This is a genomic window from Lentimicrobiaceae bacterium, from assembly GCA_023227965.1.
Lineage (GTDB): Bacteria > Bacteroidota > Bacteroidia > Bacteroidales > JALOCA01 > JALOCA01.
Map to the genome: position 1 here is coordinate 85,447 of JALOCA010000001.1, position 20,505 is coordinate 105,951.

The 20,505-nt window shown below is 39.1% G+C and carries 19 protein-coding genes; 8 read left to right on the top strand and 11 right to left on the bottom strand.

What is annotated here, in order from left to right; translation table 11 throughout:
* Nucleotides 1-17: 17 nt before the first annotated feature.
* Entirely contained in the window at nucleotides 18-1,184 is a 1,167-nt protein-coding gene (locus M0R21_00295; protein ID MCK9616256.1) for a hypothetical protein, read from the top strand.
* Nucleotides 1,185-1,288: 104 nt separating this feature from the next.
* On the opposite strand, the gene M0R21_00300 is transcribed toward M0R21_00295, so the two are convergent.
* Nucleotides 1,289-2,488 carry an aminotransferase class I/II-fold pyridoxal phosphate-dependent enzyme gene (locus M0R21_00300; protein ID MCK9616257.1) on the bottom strand — a complete coding sequence of 400 codons (1,200 nt, stop codon included), beginning with the start codon at nucleotides 2,486-2,488 and terminating at the stop codon, nucleotides 1,289-1,291.
* A 160-nt stretch (nucleotides 2,489-2,648) separates the two neighbouring features.
* On the opposite strand from M0R21_00300, the gene M0R21_00305 reads away from it, so the two are divergent.
* A complete protein-coding gene (locus tag M0R21_00305) occupies nucleotides 2,649-3,125 on the top strand; it encodes an Lrp/AsnC ligand binding domain-containing protein (protein MCK9616258.1) in 477 nt (158 codons plus the stop codon).
* On the opposite strand, the gene thrH is transcribed toward M0R21_00305, so the two are convergent.
* Genes thrH through M0R21_00320 form a run of 3 tightly spaced genes read right to left on the bottom strand, consistent with a single transcriptional unit; the run spans nucleotide 3,120 to nucleotide 6,582 of the window.
* Nucleotides 3,120-3,737, bottom strand: a complete 618-nt coding sequence (gene thrH / locus M0R21_00310; GenBank protein ID MCK9616259.1) for a bifunctional phosphoserine phosphatase/homoserine phosphotransferase ThrH — start codon at nucleotides 3,735-3,737, stop codon at nucleotides 3,120-3,122. The genes M0R21_00305 and thrH overlap by 6 nt on opposite strands.
* A complete protein-coding gene (gene thrC / locus M0R21_00315) occupies nucleotides 3,734-5,116 on the bottom strand; it encodes a threonine synthase (GenBank protein MCK9616260.1) in 1,383 nt (460 codons plus the stop codon). Before thrC ends, thrH begins: the two co-directional genes overlap by 4 nt.
* Nucleotides 5,116-6,582 carry an aminotransferase class I/II-fold pyridoxal phosphate-dependent enzyme gene (locus M0R21_00320; protein ID MCK9616261.1) on the bottom strand — a complete coding sequence of 489 codons (1,467 nt, stop codon included), beginning with the start codon at nucleotides 6,580-6,582 and terminating at the stop codon, nucleotides 5,116-5,118. Before M0R21_00320 ends, thrC begins: the two co-directional genes overlap by 1 nt.
* 186 nt (nucleotides 6,583-6,768) lie before the next feature.
* Between M0R21_00320 and lpdA the strand changes: the two genes are divergently transcribed.
* The 3 genes from lpdA (at nucleotide 6,769) to uvrA (ending at nucleotide 11,629) form a co-directional block, all read left to right on the top strand.
* The gene (gene lpdA / locus M0R21_00325) at nucleotides 6,769-8,160 is read left to right on the top strand and encodes a dihydrolipoyl dehydrogenase (protein MCK9616262.1); all 1,392 of its coding nucleotides are present in this window, start codon (nucleotides 6,769-6,771) and stop codon (nucleotides 8,158-8,160) included.
* Between the two features lie 43 nt (nucleotides 8,161-8,203).
* On the top strand, nucleotides 8,204-8,752 hold the full coding sequence (gene rfbC, locus M0R21_00330) for a dTDP-4-dehydrorhamnose 3,5-epimerase (GenBank protein MCK9616263.1): 549 nt from the start codon (nucleotides 8,204-8,206) through the stop codon (nucleotides 8,750-8,752).
* A gap of 63 nt (nucleotides 8,753-8,815) precedes the next feature.
* Nucleotides 8,816-11,629 (top strand): excinuclease ABC subunit UvrA, encoded by a 2,814-nt coding sequence (gene uvrA / locus M0R21_00335; protein ID MCK9616264.1) that lies wholly within the window; start codon nucleotides 8,816-8,818, stop codon nucleotides 11,627-11,629.
* 20 nt (nucleotides 11,630-11,649) lie between these two features.
* Here uvrA and M0R21_00340 read toward each other — a convergent pair whose 3' ends face one another.
* On the bottom strand, nucleotides 11,650-12,504 hold the full coding sequence (locus M0R21_00340; GenBank protein MCK9616265.1) for a GNAT family N-acetyltransferase: 855 nt from the start codon (nucleotides 12,502-12,504) through the stop codon (nucleotides 11,650-11,652).
* Nucleotides 12,505-13,195: 691 nt separating this feature from the next.
* On the opposite strand from M0R21_00340, the gene M0R21_00345 reads away from it, so the two are divergent.
* Both M0R21_00345 and M0R21_00350 read left to right on the top strand, forming a co-directional pair.
* Entirely contained in the window at nucleotides 13,196-13,918 is a 723-nt protein-coding gene (locus tag M0R21_00345; GenBank protein MCK9616266.1) for a TIGR00730 family Rossman fold protein, read from the top strand.
* 91 nt (nucleotides 13,919-14,009) lie between these two features.
* Nucleotides 14,010-14,450, top strand: coding sequence for an aspartyl protease family protein (locus M0R21_00350; GenBank protein MCK9616267.1), 441 nt, complete (start codon nucleotides 14,010-14,012; stop codon nucleotides 14,448-14,450).
* On the opposite strand, the gene M0R21_00355 is transcribed toward M0R21_00350, so the two are convergent.
* Complete coding sequence (locus tag M0R21_00355; protein ID MCK9616268.1) at nucleotides 14,445-15,041, bottom strand: TetR/AcrR family transcriptional regulator; 597 nt, start codon at nucleotides 15,039-15,041, stop codon at nucleotides 14,445-14,447. The genes M0R21_00350 and M0R21_00355 overlap by 6 nt on opposite strands.
* Nucleotides 15,042-15,301: 260 nt before the next feature.
* Here M0R21_00355 and M0R21_00360 point away from each other — a divergent pair, with 260 nt between their 5' ends.
* Nucleotides 15,302-16,042 carry a hypothetical protein gene (locus M0R21_00360; protein ID MCK9616269.1) on the top strand — a complete coding sequence of 247 codons (741 nt, stop codon included), beginning with the start codon at nucleotides 15,302-15,304 and terminating at the stop codon, nucleotides 16,040-16,042.
* Here the strand turns inward: M0R21_00360 and M0R21_00365 are convergent.
* From M0R21_00365 to M0R21_00385, 5 genes are all read right to left on the bottom strand, one after another.
* Nucleotides 16,035-17,339, bottom strand: a complete 1,305-nt coding sequence (locus M0R21_00365) for a sodium:proton antiporter (GenBank protein ID MCK9616270.1) — start codon at nucleotides 17,337-17,339, stop codon at nucleotides 16,035-16,037. The two genes, M0R21_00360 and M0R21_00365, sit on opposite strands and share 8 nt — an antisense overlap.
* A 72-nt stretch (nucleotides 17,340-17,411) precedes the next feature.
* The gene (locus M0R21_00370) at nucleotides 17,412-18,191 is read right to left on the bottom strand and encodes an energy transducer TonB (GenBank protein MCK9616271.1); all 780 of its coding nucleotides are present in this window, start codon (nucleotides 18,189-18,191) and stop codon (nucleotides 17,412-17,414) included.
* 25 nt (nucleotides 18,192-18,216) lie between these two features.
* Nucleotides 18,217-18,858: a biopolymer transporter ExbD gene (locus M0R21_00375; protein MCK9616272.1), complete on the bottom strand. Its 642-nt coding sequence runs from the start codon at nucleotides 18,856-18,858 to the stop codon at nucleotides 18,217-18,219.
* A 33-nt stretch (nucleotides 18,859-18,891) separates the two neighbouring features.
* Nucleotides 18,892-19,524, bottom strand: a complete 633-nt coding sequence (locus M0R21_00380) for a biopolymer transporter ExbD (GenBank protein MCK9616273.1) — start codon at nucleotides 19,522-19,524, stop codon at nucleotides 18,892-18,894.
* Nucleotides 19,525-19,588: 64 nt separating this feature from the next.
* Nucleotides 19,589-20,410, bottom strand: a complete 822-nt coding sequence (locus tag M0R21_00385) for a MotA/TolQ/ExbB proton channel family protein (protein ID MCK9616274.1) — start codon at nucleotides 20,408-20,410, stop codon at nucleotides 19,589-19,591.
* Nucleotides 20,411-20,505: the final 95 nt, after the last annotated feature.

A 20,505-nucleotide genomic window follows, 5' to 3' on the forward strand; every position in this document is an offset into this window, starting at 1 on the left:
TCTTTATATTATTGATATTGTGTATCTTCAATGAAAATACATTTGCCCAAAACGATGCGCTGAGCCATTATCCCGAATACCCGTTACAGGTAATAGGTATGCACTTCCGGCAATTATTGAATGAAAAAACAGGTGGAGATTTGGAATATGGGGTCAGGGATGATGAAAAAACCCAAATGCATATTTCCTATAACGAATACTGGTTTGGATGGAAAGAGCCTGTAAAAACGGAATATTGCCTCACCGACAGTAAAGTGTCTCAACTTGTACTGCATTTTGCTACTAAGACCATACGCAATGAACTGATTAGGCAGATAAATATATTTTTAGGAACCAAAGGCGTCTCGAAAAAGATAGCAGGTGCCTCCACTGAATTTGCAATGTATTGGATAAAAAGCGGGCTAATGTTTTCGCTGCAGGACTACGGCAGTTACATGGAAATGTACATCACCCTTGCCAGCATTCACGACGAAGATATTCCCAAACTTCCGAAAGGAGTGCTGTTGCTTGCCGAAACACAATTGAGAAGCACGAAAAAAGTCCAGGGGAAAAAAATTCAGTTAGCCGGAATCCGTTTCGATAGTACCGGCATGTTTTTTCGCAATTTTTATTTGATTACTCAGGATGAAGGCAGCGGAAAAACCGCTGTAACTTTTTTCCCTTCAAAATACGATGGTGGTTATAGCCCTTTATTGCAACTTATTGATTTTACAGGAGATAATGTCCCGGAGGTGTTTGTTACCGTTCCAACAGGAAGTAGCGGCGGAATAACCAACTATTTTGTGTATTCTATTACTGGTTCGCAACCCGAATGTATTTTTTCTCCCGAACCCCGTTACCAGCTAAGTGTAAGTGGCCGGTTTGAAAAAGAATATAAGGCATCAATGTTGCTTATGCCCGAAAGAAAAAGTTTCACCGTCAATCTTTTACGATATAAGCAACTGTATGACGAAATGAAAGTATATAAAAATGGAGCATTGGAAAAGCCTGTCAGCATTTGGATTAGTGGCTATGTAAACATGACTGCCCGCGATGTGGATAACGACGGTATACACGAGCTTAAAGGTATTCAGCAAATTAAAGGCATAACGAACTCCAACGACATTGCCGATGCCGTTTCGTACTGGAAATGGAAGGATAAAAAGTGGCAACTAATTAAAACAGAAATAATTACTAATAAATAGTAATTCTGTAAATTTTTCGTAATTGCAAGTTGCTTTTCGAAAAAATTGCCTCACCGCGTGATACTGATGAGGCAATTTTTATAAGTAACTATTTTGCAATAAAATTATCTAAGCCCTAACTTGTCAATACAGTACATGATTTTTCCAAAAGTGCGTTCGATATCGTTATCAAGCCCTATCGAAAATCGAATCAAGCCTTCGCTCATTCCCATTTCTTTCTGAATTTCTTCGGGAACTTCGCTCGAGGTGCTTTTTCCCGGATTACTGAATAATGTTTTAAAATAACCAAGGCTTACGGCAAGGTAACCAACTCCTTCTTTTTCCATCAGTTCCATTAAAGCATTGGAGTGTTCGGCAGTTCCCATGTCAATGGCTATCATGCCACCAAAACCAAATTCCGGGTTCATGATCCGTTTTAGGGTTTCATGCCCTTTGTTTTCGGGCATACCAGGATAAATTATTTTTATTCCCATTTCCTTAAATTTGTTACACAGATACATAGCATTATAGCTGTGTTGTTTCATCCGGATATGTAGAGTATGCAGGTTTTTTAAAATGGAGGAAGAACGCATCGGATCAAGTACAGGACCGAGAATCATGGCTGTACCAGAATTTACATCTATCAATGAATTAATATATTCGTTAGAACCACAGATAGCACCCGCTACACAGTCGTTTTTCCCGTTTACAAATTTTGTTAAACTGTAAACCACAATATGTGCTCCGAGCCTTGCGGGAGAAACTATCATCGGAGTAAAGGTATTGTCAACTACAAGTTTAATATTGTGTTGATTTGCAATTTCTGCTAAAGCTGGAATATCAGCTACTTGTAAAAGTGGGTTGGACACACTTTCTGTATAAATCAATTTAGTATTAGGATGGATAGCTTTTTTTACATCATCCAATTTTGTAGTGTTAACAAAACTTACACTGATATTGAACTTTTTAAGATAATTGTTCAGAAAGGCAAAAGTACCGCCATAGGTTGTCATGCTTGAAACGATATGGTCTCCGGCGTTGCAAAGTTGTAGAATAGCCGAAGTAATGGCTGCCATTCCTGAGGCAGTAACCCATGCTGCTTCGGTGCCTTCCATTGCTGCCATGGCATCGGCAAGATATTTATTGCTTGGATTCCAATGGCGTGAATATAAAAAACACCCTTCCGCTTCCCCTTGGAAAGTTTCGGTCATGGTTTTAGCCTGAAAAAAAGTGTAGGTTGCAGAATCGGTGATAGATGGATTTACGTCGCCAAATTCTCCGAATTGGAGTAGGTTTTGAACTTGTGTTGCGGGATCGAATTGCATTGTGCTATTTTTTATGTGTGAATTGATTGCTGCAAAAGTATGAGTATTATATAAATTGATTATATATTATAATAATTTATAATCTATTATTGAATATTATTTTAAATTTGTAATTTTAATTGGCATTAATAATGATATTTGTAATTTAAGTATTAAAAAAATGGACACCCACTTTCATCTTGATAGTTTGGATAAAAAAATTCTGGGGTATCTTACCCAAAACGCACGTATTTCTTATCTCGAAATTGCCCGTAATTGCCGTGTTAGCGGAGCTGCCATACACCAACGTATTCAGAAAATGACAGGTGCGGGTATCTTTTCCGGAATCCAGTTTACATTGAAGACCAAAAACATTGGGTATCTTACCTGTGCTTTTATCGGAATACAGGTAAATCTTACCAGTACTCGTACCCATGAAGAGGTTTTTGAAAAAATAAAACAAATCCCTGAAATAGTGGAATGTCACCATATTTCAGGGAAATACTCTCTCCTGGTAAAAATTTATACCCGCAATAATGAGCATTTGAAGAATATCATAGTCGAAAAAATACAATCATTGCCAGAAATCACTTTTACCGAAACATTTATTTCGCTCGAAGAGGGATTTACCAGGCAGATTTCTGTTGATAATTTATAAATTATTATTATTCAGCTCCTCTGAAATAATGTCTTTCAACTGATTGTATTCTGTCGTTACCCTGAACTGGGGAAAATCACGAATTACATTTTCGGGAGGGCGAAACAAAATGCCCGCATCGGCTTCGAGGAGCATGCTCGTGTCGTTATACGAATCGCCCATTGCTATCACACGGTAATTCAGGCTTTTTAATGCGGATACCGTTTTGCGTTTGGGGTCGGTGGTACGTAAGTTATAGCCGGTAATAGCGCCATCATCATTGATAACCAATGAATGACATAAAAGAGTAGGAAAATCCAGTTTTTCCATCAATGGCATCCCAAACTGAATGAAGGTGTCAGATACAATGATTACCTGTGTAAGCCGACGCATCCAAAGCAGGAATTCTTTTGCCCCCGGCAAGGGGTTAAGAGTTGAAATTACATCGGTGATATCTTTCAGTTTCAGACCTTTTTTTTTGAGGATGTTTATCCTGTATTTCATCAACTTATCGTAATCAGGTTCATCGCGGGTAGTAATTCGCAGTTCGGGAATTCCTGTCCGTTCGGCAACATTAATCCAGATTTCGGGGGTAAAAACGCCTTCAAGGTCGCAACAAACAATATTCATCATCGGCTATTGTATTTATTTAAAAGATAGGTTTTAAAACTTGTATAATCATTTGACAAACTGTCGAAAAATTCAGTTTTTGACTCAATTCCTTCAAGGCTTGGAGGTAAAGCCGGGTTAATTCCGGTAATTTCAAAAATATGCTCCGGAAATTTAGCGGGATGTGCCGTTTCGAGTGAAATGCAAAGCTGTGAAGGTAGATTTTCTTCGGGAAATTTTTCGAGGTAATGCTGCAAACCTGCCCATGCAACAGAGCCATGTGGTTCTAATAGTACAGAATATTTATTCCATGTATCAAATATAATTTGTTTTGTTTGAACATCATCAATACTTACTGAAAATATTTGTTTCCGCATTAAATTGATATCTGCCTGGCGGTGAATATTTCCTTTTTCATCCATGATTCCGCCAAAAAGTGCAACTACTCTTGCCAGGTTGCTTGGATGACCCACGTTCATAGCACTCGAAATACAATTGAGCGAAGGGACAATCTTATTGTAGATACCTGTTTGCAAGTATTTAGGAAATTCATCATTGCTGTTTACTGCAATAACAAATTTCTTTACCGGAAGTCCCATTTTCATGGCAAGTAAACCACCCATCATATCACCAAAATTTCCGGAGGGAACTGAAACTATTGTTTTTTCATTTCCAATGTCTTTTGCAAGACGTGAATATGCATAAAAATAATATACTATTTGTGGTATTAATCTGCCAATATTTATTGAATTTGCCGACGATAAATTGAGAAAATCAAGCTCGGGATCAGAAAACGCTTGTTTTACCAGATGCTGACAATCATCAAATTTTCCATCAACAGAAATTGTTGTAACATTTTTACCAAGAGTGGTCATCTGCTTGCGCTGGCGGGTAGTAACTTCCTTTTCGGGAAAAAGGACTGCAACCTGAATAGCATCAAGCCCGTAAAAGGAATTTGCAATGGCACTCCCGGTATCGCCCGAAGTTGCCGTTAGGATTAGTAAATTTTTATTGCTGATTTTTAGGTAATGCTGCATTAGCCTACCCATCATTCTTGCAGCGAAATCTTTAAAGGATGCCGTAGGACCCTGATCGAGGCGCAGAATGAATTTATTTTCGTACACCCTTTCAAGCGGAACAGGATAATCGTAAGCATCTTTTACTATCCCTTTAAGGACATCATCACTTATTTCCCCGTTGAGAAATTTCTGGGTTACAACAAACGCAATTTCATGGTATTCCATACTGGAAAACTGCTTTATTTCTTTAATAGAAAGTATGGGGATAGTTTTGGGCATAAACAATCCGCCATCAGGCGCCAGTCCTTTCATCAGCGCTTGGCTGAAAGAAACCGGTTGCGTTTGCAGGTTGGTTGAATAAAATAAAAGAGGACTGTTTTTCATTATCTTCTCAGTTTTGCAGAGGAAGCTCCTCCAGCCGAGTACTCAGGAGCAGTTGTTTTGGTTATTTTTCCATCCAGTGTAGCCAATGCCTGTTCCAGGTCGGCAATGATATCGTGGGGATGTTCGGCTCCTACGCACAGGCGGATAAGGTTAGGTGGGATGTCGGCTATTTTGCGACCTTCTTCTCCCTGTTGCTGATGGGTGGAAATGGCAGGGATGGTAGCCACTGATTTTATCCTGCCCAGGTCTGTTGCACGCCAAATCCGTTGTAAGCCGTCAAATACTTTACGGGTATCGGCAGCACTGCCTTTTATCCGGAACGACATCAGGTGTCCGTAACGGTTCACTTTTTCTCCATATTGGCTATCATATTCCGAATCTGCAAGATACATATAATGCGAAGCCAGTTTGTGTAGCGGATGGGATTCCAGCCCCAAATAATCTACTCTTTCCACATGTTTATGGGAAGAAAGGAAATGGGCAACTTCGAGGGTGGAACGGCTTTTCAAATCCATGCGTGAACGCAAGGTTCTGATATCATTTAAAGCCATCACGGCATTGAACGGAGAAATATTGGGACCATTATCACGGTTGGGTAACAGTTTCAAATAGCCGCAGAAATCGGCTTTCATAGCAGAATTATTGATTTTTGTAACGATATTTTTTCGGGAGATGACAGCTCCGATGATTCCAAATCCACTCGTGGCAAGCGATTTAGTAACAGATTGCACAACAATATCTGCTCCGAAAGCAATCGGACGCATGAGGGCAGGAGTAGCTATGGTTGAATCAATTATCAAGGGCAATTGATGTTTGTGGGCTATTTCTGCCACTTTTTCGAGATCAAAAAAGGATTGTCCCGGGTTGCTCGGCATTTCGCCATACAAAAAACGGGTGTTTTCGTCAATTTTCGATTCCCATTCTTTCAAATCATTACTATTGATAATTTTTCTCCATTCGATTCCTCTTTCCTGTTCTTTGCGAATGGCAAACTGTTGAAATGTACCTCCATACACCTGGCATGTGGCAATAAAATTCATTTTTTTGCCCGGGTATGCCGGATCGTCAACCAAAAAAGGATCCACAGCGCTTTGGATGGCAGCCATCCCCGAAGACGTGGCTATGCAGGAAGTTTCGAGCCCTGTTCCGTAACCTTCAAGCAATGCAAGCACCCCTTCAAGGTAATACATGCTGGGGTTAGCGATACGGGAATAGCACCATGTGGGTATCTGGTAACTGAGGGCGGCTTCCATTTCGTCAGAGTCGCGGTAACTTTGCGATGTAGATAAGTAAATAGGTTCTATAATGGCTCCCTGGTTAAAATCAAGAGCTTCCTGCATGGAATAAATTCCATGAACTGCAATGGTATCGAAACGACATTGCCGCATTTTTTGTAAATATTCTGCATGCCAATTAATTGCCTTTTTCCCGGCGTTGATGTAATGATTGAGCCCGTTGCTTTCCATAAATTTATGTTTGAATTAGGTTGAAAAATTTTGCCGAAATATATAAAAAAATACAAAACCAAAGATTTTTCCTCAGAAATTTTTTAACAAAAAACGTAAGCAAACCATTTTCCGTTGTATTTGTTAGTAAATCATGCTTAAAATCTTTTTAAAAATGTAACTTTGCACCTTTAAATTTTTTGAAATATGACTTATGATCTGATAGTTATCGGCAGCGGTCCAGGAGGATACGTAGCCGCCATCCGTGCCTCGCAATTAGGAATGAAGGTTGCCGTAGTGGAAAAAGCCGAATTGGGTGGCATCTGCCTCAACTGGGGTTGCATCCCTACCAAAGCATTGCTAAAAAGCGCACAGGTTTACAATTATATGAAACATTCTGCTGATTATGGCATAAGTATTTCCGGCGAGATTACCCCTGATTTTGAAGCTATCGTTCGTCGTAGCCGTGGTGTTGCCGAAGGCATGAGCAAAGGCGTGCAGTTTTTATTTAAAAAAAATAAAATTGAAATTATCAATGGTTTTGGTAAAATAAAACCAGGGAAATTGGTAGCTGTTACCGATACCGAAGGCAACACAACCGAATACACTGCCAATCATATAATTCTTGCAACCGGCTCGCATTCACGCGAATTGCCCAACCTGGAACAAGATGGAAAACGCATCATTGGTTACCGCGAAGCAATGACTTTGCCCGAACTTCCGGCATCCATGGTGGTAGTTGGCTCTGGGGCAATAGGTTCGGAATTTGCTCATTTATACAACTCATTGGGTACCAAAGTTACCCTGATAGAATTTTTGCCCAACGTGGTGCCAGTAGAAGACGAAGAGGTTTCAAAACAACTGGAACGTTCGTTTAAAAAATCCGGGATGAAGGTGATGACTTCTTCTTCTGTTGAATCAGTTGACACCAGCGGAGAGCTTTGCAAAGTAACTGTAAAAACCAAAAAAGGCGAAGAGATTATCGAAGCAGAAATCGTTCTTTCCGCTGTTGGAATTGCTACCAACCTAGAAGGTATTGGTTTGGAAGATGTTGGAATTGCCGTAGAAAAGGAAAAAGTGGTAGTAGATGCTTTTTACCAAACCAATGTAGAAGGTTACTACGCCATTGGCGACATCGTTCCGGGGCCAGCACTTGCTCACGTTGCTTCGCACGAAGGCATTACCTGTGTGGAAAAAATTGTTGGGCTGAATTCTGAACCCATTGATTACAAAAACATACCGGGTTGTACCTACACCTCTCCCGAAATTGCTTCCGTAGGATATACCGAAAAAGCCGCCATAGAAGCTGGTTACGAAATTAAGGTTGGAAAATTCCCGTTTTCCGCTTCCGGAAAAGCCAGTGCTGGCGGAAACAGAGATGGTTTTGTAAAAGTGATTTTTGATGCCAAATATGGAGAATGGCTTGGATGCCACATGATTGGTGATAATGTTACAGAAATGATAGCCGAAGCAGTGGTTGCCCGTAAGTTAGAAACCACCGGGCGCGAAATTATCGATGCAGTACATCCACATCCTACCATGAGCGAAGCTATTATGGAGGCTGTGGCTGCGGCTTATGGAGAGGTTATTCACTTGTAAAATATAATAAATCATTATTTTTTAAACAACTAATTGTATTTGAATGGAAATTATCCCAACCGAAATCCCTGACGTATTAATCATTAAGCCTGCCGTGTTTAAAGACGACCGTGGCTATTTTTTTGAATCTTATAATCAGGATAAGTTCTCAGCCCAGGGTTTAAACCTGCATTTTGTGCAGGACAACGAGTCGAAATCGCAAAAAGGAGTGCTTCGCGGGCTGCATTTTCAAAACCCCCCTTATGCTCAGGGTAAACTGGTCAGGGTGATGAAGGGAGCAGTAATTGATGTGGCTGTGGACATACGCAAAGGCTCTCCCTGGTATGGCAAGTGGGTTTCCATCGAATTGAATGAAGACAATAAATTTATGTACTGGGTTCCGGAAGGTTTTGCCCATGGCTTTGTTACTCTTACCGACGACACGGTGTTTTTTTACAAATGTACCAATATGTATAACAAGGCTTCGGAAGGCAGCCTGCGCTGGAACGACCCCGACTTGAACGTGCAATGGGGAGTGAATAATCCTATTCTCTCCGAAAAGGATAAGGTTTCGCCTCTTTTCAAAGACTTTGAAAGTAAATTTATCTATTGAGATTCCGTTTTCGCTTTTCGCTGGGAGAATTGATGTAATTTTGCAGCCGTTTTTAAAAACACGATGGCGAACGCACTGGAAATTTACGGAGCAAGGGTTCATAATCTTAAAAATATTGATTTAGTCATACCACGAAACAAGCTGGTAGTTATTACCGGACTGAGTGGTAGCGGGAAATCATCTCTGGCTTTCGACACTATTTATGCCGAAGGTCAGCGTCGTTATATGGAAACTTTTTCGGCCTATGCCCGCCAGTTTATCGGAAACCTGGAACGTCCTGATGTGGACAAAATCACAGGATTAAGTCCCGTTATTTCCATCGAACAGAAGTCAACCAATAAAAATCCGCGTTCTACCGTTGGCACAATCACCGAAATCTACGATTTCCTGCGATTGCTTTACGCCCGTATTGCCGATGCTTATTCCTATGTTACCGGTGAAAAAATGATTCGTTACAACGAACATCAAATCATTGAACTGATCATGAAAAGCTATTCCGATAAAAATATAATTCTCCTTTCTCCACTGGTAAAGGGCAGAAAAGGACATTACCGTGAGCTTTTCGAGCAGATTCGCAAACAGGGTTTTCTTAAAGTAAGAGTTGATGGCAACCTGGAAGAAATTTCTTTCGGAATGCAGTTGGACCGTTACAAAGTACATGACATTGAACTGGTGATTGATAAAATTGCCGTGAATGGAGATTCGGAAAAGCGTGTACACGACTCGGTAAATACGGCATTGCGTCATGGTAAAGGCGTTTTAACGGTGCTGGATGTTGCTATCGGCGAAGCCCGCCATTTCAGCCGCCTGCTGATGTGCCCTACTTCGGGCATCTCTTACGAGGAACCGGAGCCAAATACCTTTTCATTCAACTCGCCATACGGTGCTTGTCCACATTGTAACGGGCTTGGTATAATTGCCGAAGTTGACCTCGAAAAAATTACCCCCGACAAATCAAAATCTATCCGGAAAGGCGGTCTGGCTCCCCTGGGCGAGCATAAAAACAACTGGATTTTCAAACAACTGGAAGCCCTTGGCGAAAAATATGAGTTTACCCTCGATATGCCCATCGAAGAATTTTCCGACGAAGCCATCCAGGTAATTTTATACGGAACTGATGAACTGATACGCGTTAAAAACGAATATCTTGGCATCACCAATACCTACACCCTGAATTTTGAAGGGATAGTAAATTTTATTCAGAATCAGAATTCCTCCTCCGACTCTACATCCATCCAGAAATGGACTGGCAACTTTATGAACGACATTGACTGCCCGGAATGTAAAGGTAGCCGACTGAAGAAGGAATCGCTTCATTTTAAAATTGCTGGTAGAAATATTTCTGAAATTGCCAACCTCGATTTGCTGGCTTTCAAACAGTGGATGGAAGATATTCCTTCACAGCTTGATGAGAAAAAACTGCGGATAGGACATGAAATTATCCGTGAAATACAAACCCGTACTCGTTTTTTGCTCGATGTAGGATTGGATTATCTCGCCCTGAACCGTCCTTCGCGTAGCCTTTCCGGTGGCGAAGCGCAACGCATCCGCCTTGCTACACAGATAGGTTCGCAACTGGTAAACGTACTGTACATCCTCGACGAACCGAGCATCGGGCTCCATCAGCGGGATAACGTACGTTTGATAAAGTCTTTAAAGGACCTTCGCGACATCGGGAATTCGGTTATTGTGGTGGAACACGACAAAGAAACCATCCTCGCTGCCGATTACGTAGTGGATGTAGGTCCCGGAGCCGGTGTTCATGGAGGAAAAATTGTTGCCGTCGGCACACCCGACCAGATGAAAGGTTGTAAAACACTTACCTGCCAATACCTTTCCGGAAAAAAAGAAATTTCTGTCCCTGAAAAAAGGCGTATCCCCAATGGGTATTCGCTGCTTTTGAAAGGAGCCAGCGGCAACAACCTGCAAAATCTTGATGTGAAATTCCCGCTTGGAATTTTCACCTGCATTACCGGAGTTTCGGGAAGCGGAAAATCTACTTTGATAAACGAAACACTTTATCCTATCCTTAGCCAGCATTTTTACCGTTCTGATAAAAAACCATTGGCTTACGAAAGTATTGATGGGTTGCAGTTTATTGATAAGGTTATCGAAATTGATCAGTCGCCTATCGGGCGTACACCCCGTAGCAATCCGGCAACTTACACCGGCGTTTTCGACGACATCCGCAAGCTTTTCCACCAGTTGCCCGAAGCTAAAATCAGAGGGTACAAACCCGGCAGATTTTCGTTTAATGTGAAAGGCGGACGTTGCGAAACCTGTGGTGGTGCCGGTTTACGTATCATCGAGATGAACTTTCTGCCCGATGTGCATGTGGTGTGCGAAGAATGCAACGGCAGGCGTTATAACCGCGAAACCCTCGAAGTGCGTTACAAAGGAAAATCCATCAGCGATGTGCTCGATATGACCATCGAACAGTCCGTGGAGTTTTTCGAAAACATCCCGTCTATCCTGCAAAAGATACGCACACTAAAAGAAGTGGGGCTGGGATATATCACTTTAGGTCAGCAGAGTACTACCCTCAGCGGTGGTGAGGCACAGCGCATAAAGCTTGCTACCGAACTATCGAAACGCGAAACTGGCAAAACGTTTTACATCCTCGACGAACCGACTACCGGGCTGCATTTTGAAGATGTAAAAGTACTACTCGAAGTATTAAACCGCCTGGTGAACCGTGGCAACACCGTCCTGGTGATTGAACACAACATGGAAGTGATAAAAGTAGCCGATTACATCATTGATCTTGGACCCGAAGGCGGCAAGCGTGGTGGTACCATCGTTTGCGAAGGTACTCCCGAGCAAATCATTGATTGCAAACAAAGCTATACGGCGGAGTTTCTCAGAAATGAACTTTGAAAAGTAAGAGTGCCATACATTTAAAGCTTTTTTATCATTTCAAACTGCTTTCCTTTTAATGGAATACCGTTTGATTCTAGAAAAGCATCTATAGATTCGCAGGTGGTTTCGGCATTGACCGCTTTTACAGAAGAGTGCCGGTTATATTGAATCATTTCTTTAAGCAAAACAGTGGCAATGCCCTGCCTTCTGCAGGATTTATCCACAGCAATTTGCGTTATATCTCCTGAGCCAGGCTCAAAAATACCATATCCGACTAATTTCGACTCCTGATATACTCCGATGATTTTAAAATCAGCTATGCTCCGCTGTACAGCTTCAAAGCTGTTTTGCCACGAAGGTTTAAAATCCCAAAATCGCATGAATTGTTCTTTATTGTCCAGGCTGGTTTCTTTCATGTAAAATGCAGCCGGCAAATCTTTAGACAGTAACTTTACTTCGGTGTTGGCCTGAACATAGTAGTTAAATTCTCTGCTTACGGTAAAATCAAGGTTTTTATAAACCGAAATAGCGTTTGGGTTGTGTTGCAGCACCTCAAGCAAATATTGAGTGATGTTTGCTTCTTTCAGAAAAGGAATAGAAACTGTAAAAACTTTAGAGGCTAATCCCTTGCCCCGGTATGCCTTTATCGTTCCCGTTCCCGTATCATAAGCTGTTTTTAATCCGTTAAAGCTACCTATTCCATTCAGAGTAAATGCTACCAGTTTATTGCTGTCAAATGCCCCGAATGATAGTTCGGAAACAAATCCTCTGCGCTTTAGTATTATGCTGAGTTCCTCTTTATTTACCTGGACTTCGTAGCTGCCAAAAGCCTCATTAAATGCTTCAAATAAAGTATCGAAGCTTATTTTGTCGAGTGATTTTATTTCTTCCATAAGAATTCTTAGTTAAAGTATGGTTGGTAAATGTTTATATCCCACTTTGTTAATTTTCCGCTCAGCCAGGGAAGTAAAAGAAATCCCTAAATCCCGGTCCTCTGTTTTGCAGAGTTTTTTTTATAGAAAAATTAAGCAAAGAAACTTATTTTTTTCTTGCAATACATTTTATTTTTCTCTGCTGAGTGTGTGGAATTTGAGGGATTATGATAGACCAATAGATAAAAAAAAGTGAGAATTCGATGTAAGGATTCAGCCCATTATTCGTATAAAAAATATTATATTAATATTTCGCCATAGGCGATTAATGCCAATAGAATGCTGGTTATTAAAAGAAAATTGTCCGTGGGACATTAATCCTGTTAATTATTGATCTTTTAACGGAGGATACATAGAGATAAAAAATTCTTTTTATTGATATTAAAATTTTAACGGATTAAAATTTGGCAAATGCAAAATATTTTATGTCGAACTCAGGTATTGGTATTCAGTTAGGGCAGGCAGGGAGTTGGTCAGGGAGGTGTGGGCATACAGTTAGGAAAAGCTTAAAGTTAATAGCGGAAGGGCTGGTAAACAGTTACGGAAGGTACGGCACATCGTGCCGAAATAAAGAACACCTAAATCCTAATTCCTGCCCCTCAGTTCCTAATTTCTGTTTATCTTTGAAGCAAAATAATTTTAACCTGTATTTATGATTGAAAAAGAAGATATATCGGAAGACCAGCTTATTCGCGAAGCTTTTGAACAGAAAAACTGGAACGAAATAAAGACCTACGACTCATGGCAGATATTTAAAATAATGGCAGAGTTTGTGGATGGGTTCGAAAAGTTAGGTCGTATCGGTCCTTGTGTTACCGTTTTCGGCAGTGCCCGCGTAAAACCCAACAGCAAGTATTACAAGCTTGCCGAAGAGGTAGCTTACCTGCTTACCAAAAAAGGATTTGGTATTATTTCCGGTGGTGGCCCCGGTATCATGGAAGCTGCCAACAAAGGTGCGCATTTTTCGGGCGGACGTTCGGTAGGACTCAACATTGCCCTTCCTTTCGAGCAAACTTCTAACCCATTCATTGATGCCGATAAACTTCTCACTTTTGACTACTTCTTTGTTCGCAAAGTAATGTTTATGAAATATTCGCAGGGATACATCGTAATGCCGGGTGGTTTTGGCACCCTCGACGAACTTTTCGAAGCCATCACGCTTATTCAAACACATAAAATGGTTCGTTTTCCTATTGTAATGGTAGTAAAAAGTTACTGGGAAGGCTTGTTTCAATGGCTTTCCAATACCTTGATGGAAGAACATCATATCAATCCGGACGATTTGAAAATTTTTAAGCTGGTGGATACCGCCGAAGAAGCCGTGCAGGTAATCGAAGATTTCTATCAGAAATACGCCTTAAAACCGAATTTCTAAAGCCTTGAGCTATGAGTTTGGAGTAATGAGAAGCCATACATTGGCACATAATTCCCAGCTCTCAACTCATAGCTCCTAACTTTGTGTTCCTATGCAAACAAAAATTCTAATGCACCTCTACGATATTCAGGGTGAAGGCTGTCATGTTTTTATACAGGTGGCTGTAAATGGTAAGAATGCAAACATGCTTATTGATACAGGCGCCTCCCGGACAGTTTTTGATAAAAACCGTATTGAAAAATTTATTCCTTTTCATCGGCTCGAGCTTATCCAACATGATAAACTTTCCATGGGACTCGGAAGTATGCCCCTCGAAAGCGAATTATTCACTATCGAAAGTCTTGTAATAGATACAATACAAATAGATGATTATATTACTGTTGCTATTAATCTTGCACCTGTCAACGAGTTGTATAACAGCTTGGAAATCCCTGCGGTGGATGGTGTTATGGGTGGAGATTTGCTTTTGGCATTAAAGGCAAAAATAGATTATGGCAAACAAACGATTACACTTACAAAAAATAAGCTATAATTTATTGTTAATAACATCTTCAATTTGCATTGTAGCCATTGTTAACAGCTCTGAGTAATCTAAAGGTTGCATTCGGTTTAAATAAAATAATAACAGTCCTGTAATCAGATTTTTAATTTCCATCATTGCCAACTCTGCATTGTTTGAACTAATCTGACCGTTTGCAACAGAAATATTCCACTCCTCGGAGCTTAAACGGTTAGGGAAGGTATATATCAGTTTATGTGTTTCATACGATTGTCCCAAAGCATTTCTTTTTTCCAAAAAAAACAGCTCAAATATACCAGGATATTGGATAAAATATTTAATGTAAGCTATATATATATCTTTAATTTTTTGTCTTCCATGGATTGAATTTTGTGTTTCAGAAATAACAAAATCTTCGCATTCTTTTTGAAAATCGTTTACGCATTCAAAAATAAGGGCATTGATATCTTTGAAATAATTATACAAAGTGGCATAGGAATACCCGGCTCTGTCGGCAACAGAACGAACACTGACACCTCTAAGCCCTTCTCCCTTTATAATTTCACGGGTAGCCTCAATAAAATATGAGCGCATTCTTTGCTCCTGAATTTCTTTATTTTTCATATTAACGGTGTTAATTTAATTATCGTTGCAAATATAATTAATAATAAGTATGCAATGTTAATACTTGTTTAAAATATTTAAAAATGTTTTTCTCCGGATGCACAGTAAATAATAGTTTTTCCCATATAAAAATAAATTTTGATTATTTTTCCCAATGTAAAATGGATGAAAACTTTATCAGAATACATTAATAAATAGAAATTTTTCTTAAAAATGATTTATACTATTATATCCTTAGTTTTCGTTGTAATTAAATGTTTTTGAATAGCTGTTTTTTAAAATTTATTTACTGTGTTGTACTTACCGGAGTATGCTTTTGCGGGTATGCACAGGAAAACAACACAGTGAAGATAGCAGGGCGGACTGTAAGTAAACATACTTTTTTAAATGCTTCCGGAGTTAAGGTACAGAATATCCGGACATATCAAACAGTAATTTCTGATGCAAACGGACGTTTTTATCTCAAAGTAAAACTGGGGGATACGTTGTTGTTCAATGCTAGCTCTTATTTTCCTAACACCATAACACTTACTGAAATCAGTACCGACACACTCAACCCTGTAATATTTTATCTTAGTCCAAGATACATTAAATTAGAAACAGTTGAGATTATAGCAAACAAAACCCCAAGTCATACGTATGCTAATTCTGATAATGTAAAGCCTGCTACAATTATGAGCCCGGTATCCTTCATTTATGAAAAACTAAGTCGTGGGTACAAGGCATATGAGAAACTGGAGGAACAGAAGAATAAAGATAGTGCGAAGGAGTATCTCAGATGGAGGCTGAGCGGACAGCAGATATTTTCAATTATTCACTTAAAAAATAAAGAGTTGGATACGTTTACCGACTTTTGTGCTTTTGATGAAAATTTTATCCGTAGATCAAGCGACTATGATTTTATTGTTGCAGTTAAAGCAAAGTACAAAGATTATCTGCTGACTAAAATTGGTGAAAATGCTATTATTAATTTTGATAGCATCCCGATAGGTGTTAAATAAAAATCAACCAAACCAAGATAAAAACCGGTAATAAAATAACAAGCGAGAACCTGAAAATGTAACTAAAAAAGCCTGGCATTCTTATTTGGCTCGCTTCCGCAATGGATTTTATCATAAAATTGGGACCGTTTCCGATGTAAGTCATGCTTCCGAAAAGCACTGCAGCAAGTGAAATTGCTTTTAAAAGGCTGGAAGGTATTCCGGCTATTTTATCAGTATAGGCTAAGAATATACCTGATTGTTCGTTCATTCCCAGCGCAAGGGAATGAAATGTAACAGCAGTGGGAGTATTATCAAGAAAACTGCTGAGAAGCCCGGTTAAGAAATAAAACTGAGCTGGACTTTTAATACCCAAATTTGTTGCATTACTTTCGAGATAAAGAATACAAGGTGTCATTGTAATAAAAATTCCCAGGAAAATATATGCAATTTCTTTTACAGGTTCCCACGAAAAACCATTGTCCTGAAAATATTTTTTTGGAGTGTATTTCAAAGAAAAAAACATTAATAACAATAGCAAAATTTCTCTTGAAAACTTTAAATATTCATACCGTTTAAAAACAGGAAACGTGTTGGCATTCACTATTGCTATGGTAAGAATAACAGCAGCAAGCACGATAAAATTCTTTGATCCTTTGATTTTGATTGGAACAAAAATACTTTTGTCTTTTTTAATATTTACCGGAGATTCTTTTCTATAGAAATAAAAATCAAACATATAGTATATCACTATCAATAAACTGTTTATAAACAACCATTCCGGGAACAGTTGAAAAAACCATGTAAATGGTGCCCCTTTAAGGTACATTATAAAAAGAGGCGGATCCCCTATGGGAGTTAGTAAACCTCCACAATTGGCTACAATAGCGATGAAAAACAGTAAAGTATGTGATTTGAACTGTCTTTCACTATTAGTTTGAATAAGCGGTCGTACCAATAACATAGATGCTCCTGTTGTACCAATAACCGATGCCAGAATAGCTCCTGTTCCCAAAAAAATGGAATTTGTTGCAGGCGTAGCTTCAATATCTCCACCAATATTAATTCCTCCTGTAATTACATACAGGGTAGATAATAAAATAATAAAAGGAAGGTAATCGAACAAAATAACATGTTCAAGTTGGTTTATATTTCCCTGTGCAATAAGAAAATACATTACAGGCATTCCTAAGAGCAGGGAAATTAGGAGCTTATTAGAATTTTTATCCCACCATTTGTGATAAAGCATTGGTCCGGTGGCAATAATGCCAAGTATAAGGAAAAAAGGAAGTATTTCGTAAAAAGGTATTGGTGTCATATTAAAAATAATTGTAAAAATAAAAAAACCCGGATAATTTTCCGGGTTTTGTATAAATCAATTAATATAGGATTAACCTTGTAAGATAAACTTAATAGGCATATTGAACTGCACGCGTACAGGGCGACCTCTTTGCTTACCCGGAGTCCATTTTGGCATGGCTTTAACAACGCGAATAGCTTCTTCATCGCAGCCTCCACCAATTCCGCGGAGTACCCGGACGTCGCTCACCGAACCATCCACTTCCACTACAAACGTAACAAAAACAGTACCTTGTATACCAGCTTCTTTTGCTACCTGGGGATAAGTAATGTTTTGTTGCAGGAATTTAATGCGGGATTCGTCACCACCGGGGAAACCAGGAGATTCTTCTACAACGGTGAAAATCTCTGCAGGAGGAGCCTGTTCGATGATTTCTTCTTTGTTAGTTTCTTCTACTACGATATCCTCTGTTATTGCTTCGTTTACGGTTTGTGTGTTCAACTCATCCTGAATCATAAGACCACCTTCTTCCACATCTTCTTCTACGACAATAGGAGCAGTAAATTTAACTTTCTGTTCCAATGCTTCGGGAGGAGGAGGAGGAGGGGGTGGGGGAGGAGCATCTTCGTTTTTTACCATTTCCATCATTTCTGCTGCTACAGTCTTATCTTCAATGATCCTTGATTTTCTGTTCATATAACCGGCAATCAAGGGAATTCCCACTGCTAATAAGAGAATGGTAATGGCAATTGCTTGCGAAATATTAATATGTTTAGGATAAATTTTTCGAAGCATATATGCTCCGTATTCTTTGTTTTTATTAGCAAAAACAATTTCATCCAAACTTTCGACACGCTCTTTTTTACTCATAACACTTAAAATTTTAGATTATTAATTATTTTGGAGCGTTTTTAATCATTTCCAATTCTGTTGGAGAGATATCAACGATGGCATAGCTTGCAATGGTTGCAATAGCCATTTCGTCAATGATGTCAACGATGTTTTCATATTTAGCTTTATCGTCGGCTTTGATCAGTACAATAGGTCCTGCTTTATCTGCTCTTTTAAGCTCTTTTATTTGCCCATTTGCGGTAGAATCAGCCATAAGAAGTTTTCCTTCAACACGTTTCTGGCGGAGATCGTAGATTTTAGTAAATAAATCTTTGTTACGTTCCAACAAAATTTTACGAATGCCATCTTTACTGTAATCGGTTGCATTTAAGGCTGGTAAGGGAGGCTTTTTGGGGTCAGCCATACCGTTATACCAATAGATTTTTTTATCACCTGATATTAAAATATTAAGGGTACGTTCGGCAGAGATTTTAGGAGCTGTTTTGGGTTCGTTAGTTTCAGATTTCTCAGGCATGGTAATTTCCATTACCTTTGCCTTGCTGAAAGCTGTAGTCAACATAAAGAAGGTAATAAGCAAACACATAAGGTCCACCATCGGCGTCATATCAATATGGGTCGAATGTTTTTTTGCTCTGCGTTTGCCACTTTTTTTGTGGCTACTTTCTTCTTGAATTATTTCAGCCATATTTTTTTCTCCGTGTTATTGGTTATAAAATACTTATTTTATGTCTTCTGGTTTAGCTTCTTCTTTCTGTAAATTAGTTACCAGATTGAATCTATTAACTTTGTTTTCCTGCAACATATCCATAACCTTTTTCACTTTGATGTAATCTGTCTTTGCATCGGCTTTTATAGCCACTTCAGAGTTAAGATTTACGATACGTGCAAAGCGAATCCACATAAGTAATTGGTTATCGGTAGAATCATAAGGAATTCCTGTTTGGAATTCTTCTCGTTTCTTTGAGTCTTTGGTATGTAGCCAAGTTTTAATGAACTTTATGGGCATACCGAATGAGGAATACTTTGCAAAAGTTCCAATTTCTTCTTTGGTAAATTTAATTTGGTAATACTCACCTATTTTCTGTATAAGATCCGCACGGTATTTTGTTGTGGTATCTTTTCCATTGTCGAAATTGAAAAACACTTTACCTTCTTTGTCGACGAGTAAGGTCATTATATTATTATCAGGTGCTTGTTTTTCGGAAATCGAGGAGGGGCTGTCAACTGTAGCAGCTTCCTGTGGACGAAAAGATGCGGTAAGCATAAAGAAAGTTAAAAGCAACGAAAACAAGTCCACCAATGGCGTCATGTCAATGTGTGGAGACTTTGTTGGCAGCTTAATTTTTGGCATAGTTACTATTTTTTATTTTCAAATACGGTACATGAAATAGTGTTGTATTCGAAAAGTTAAATACTTAGCGTTTAATTTGAGAGGAAAAGGTCTGGAGTAAGCTAAAATTGGCTTCATCCATTTTGAAAGTCAGGCTATCAATCTTTGTTGAAAAGAAATTGTAAAGAACAATAGCTAATGTTGAGCCACTAATACCAAATGCTGTGTTGATAAGAGCTTCTGAAATACCGGTTGCCAATTGAAGAGCATCGGGGGATCCTGCCTGTGCAAGAGCGGCAAATGCACGAATCATACCTAATACTGTACCGATAAGACCGATAAGTACTGATATGGAGGCAATTGTTGAAAGAATAACGAGGTTGCGCGACAGCATGGGAAGTTCGAGAGCAGTAGCTTCTTCCAACTCTTTCTGCATTGCTAATGTTTTTTGTTCTTTTTCCAATTTTTCATCGTCTCTCAGTTCAGTATATTTTACTAAGCCAGATTTCATGATGTTAGCTAATGAACCTTGTTGTTTATCGCAGGCACTGATGGCTTCATTAATTTTATTTGCAGAAAGTAAGCTCTGAATGTTTTTTACAAACAGATTGATTTTACCTTTTCCTTTGGCTTTGGAAATGGTAATTGCTCTTTCAATAGAGAAAGTGATGAGGACAAGAAGTAAAGACATTAATAAAGGAACGATAAAACCTCCTTTATAAATTGTAGCTAAATAATTTCCTGGCAGTGGCGTCCCTTTTGGATTTCCTCCTTCAAAGTTTACAGGATTTCCCATTACATAGATGAAAATCAGCACAGAAACAATTAATGCTATTAAAATAGTACCAACTGCAAATGCGGAACGCAATGTGTCTTTCAGGGATTGTGATTGACTGTTTTTGCTCATTTTTTTAGGATTTTAAGTTTATTTACTTGATTTTGCTGTTATTAATAATTGGTTGGCAAAAGTAATAATTATTTATTTACTACAAAAGCCTCATT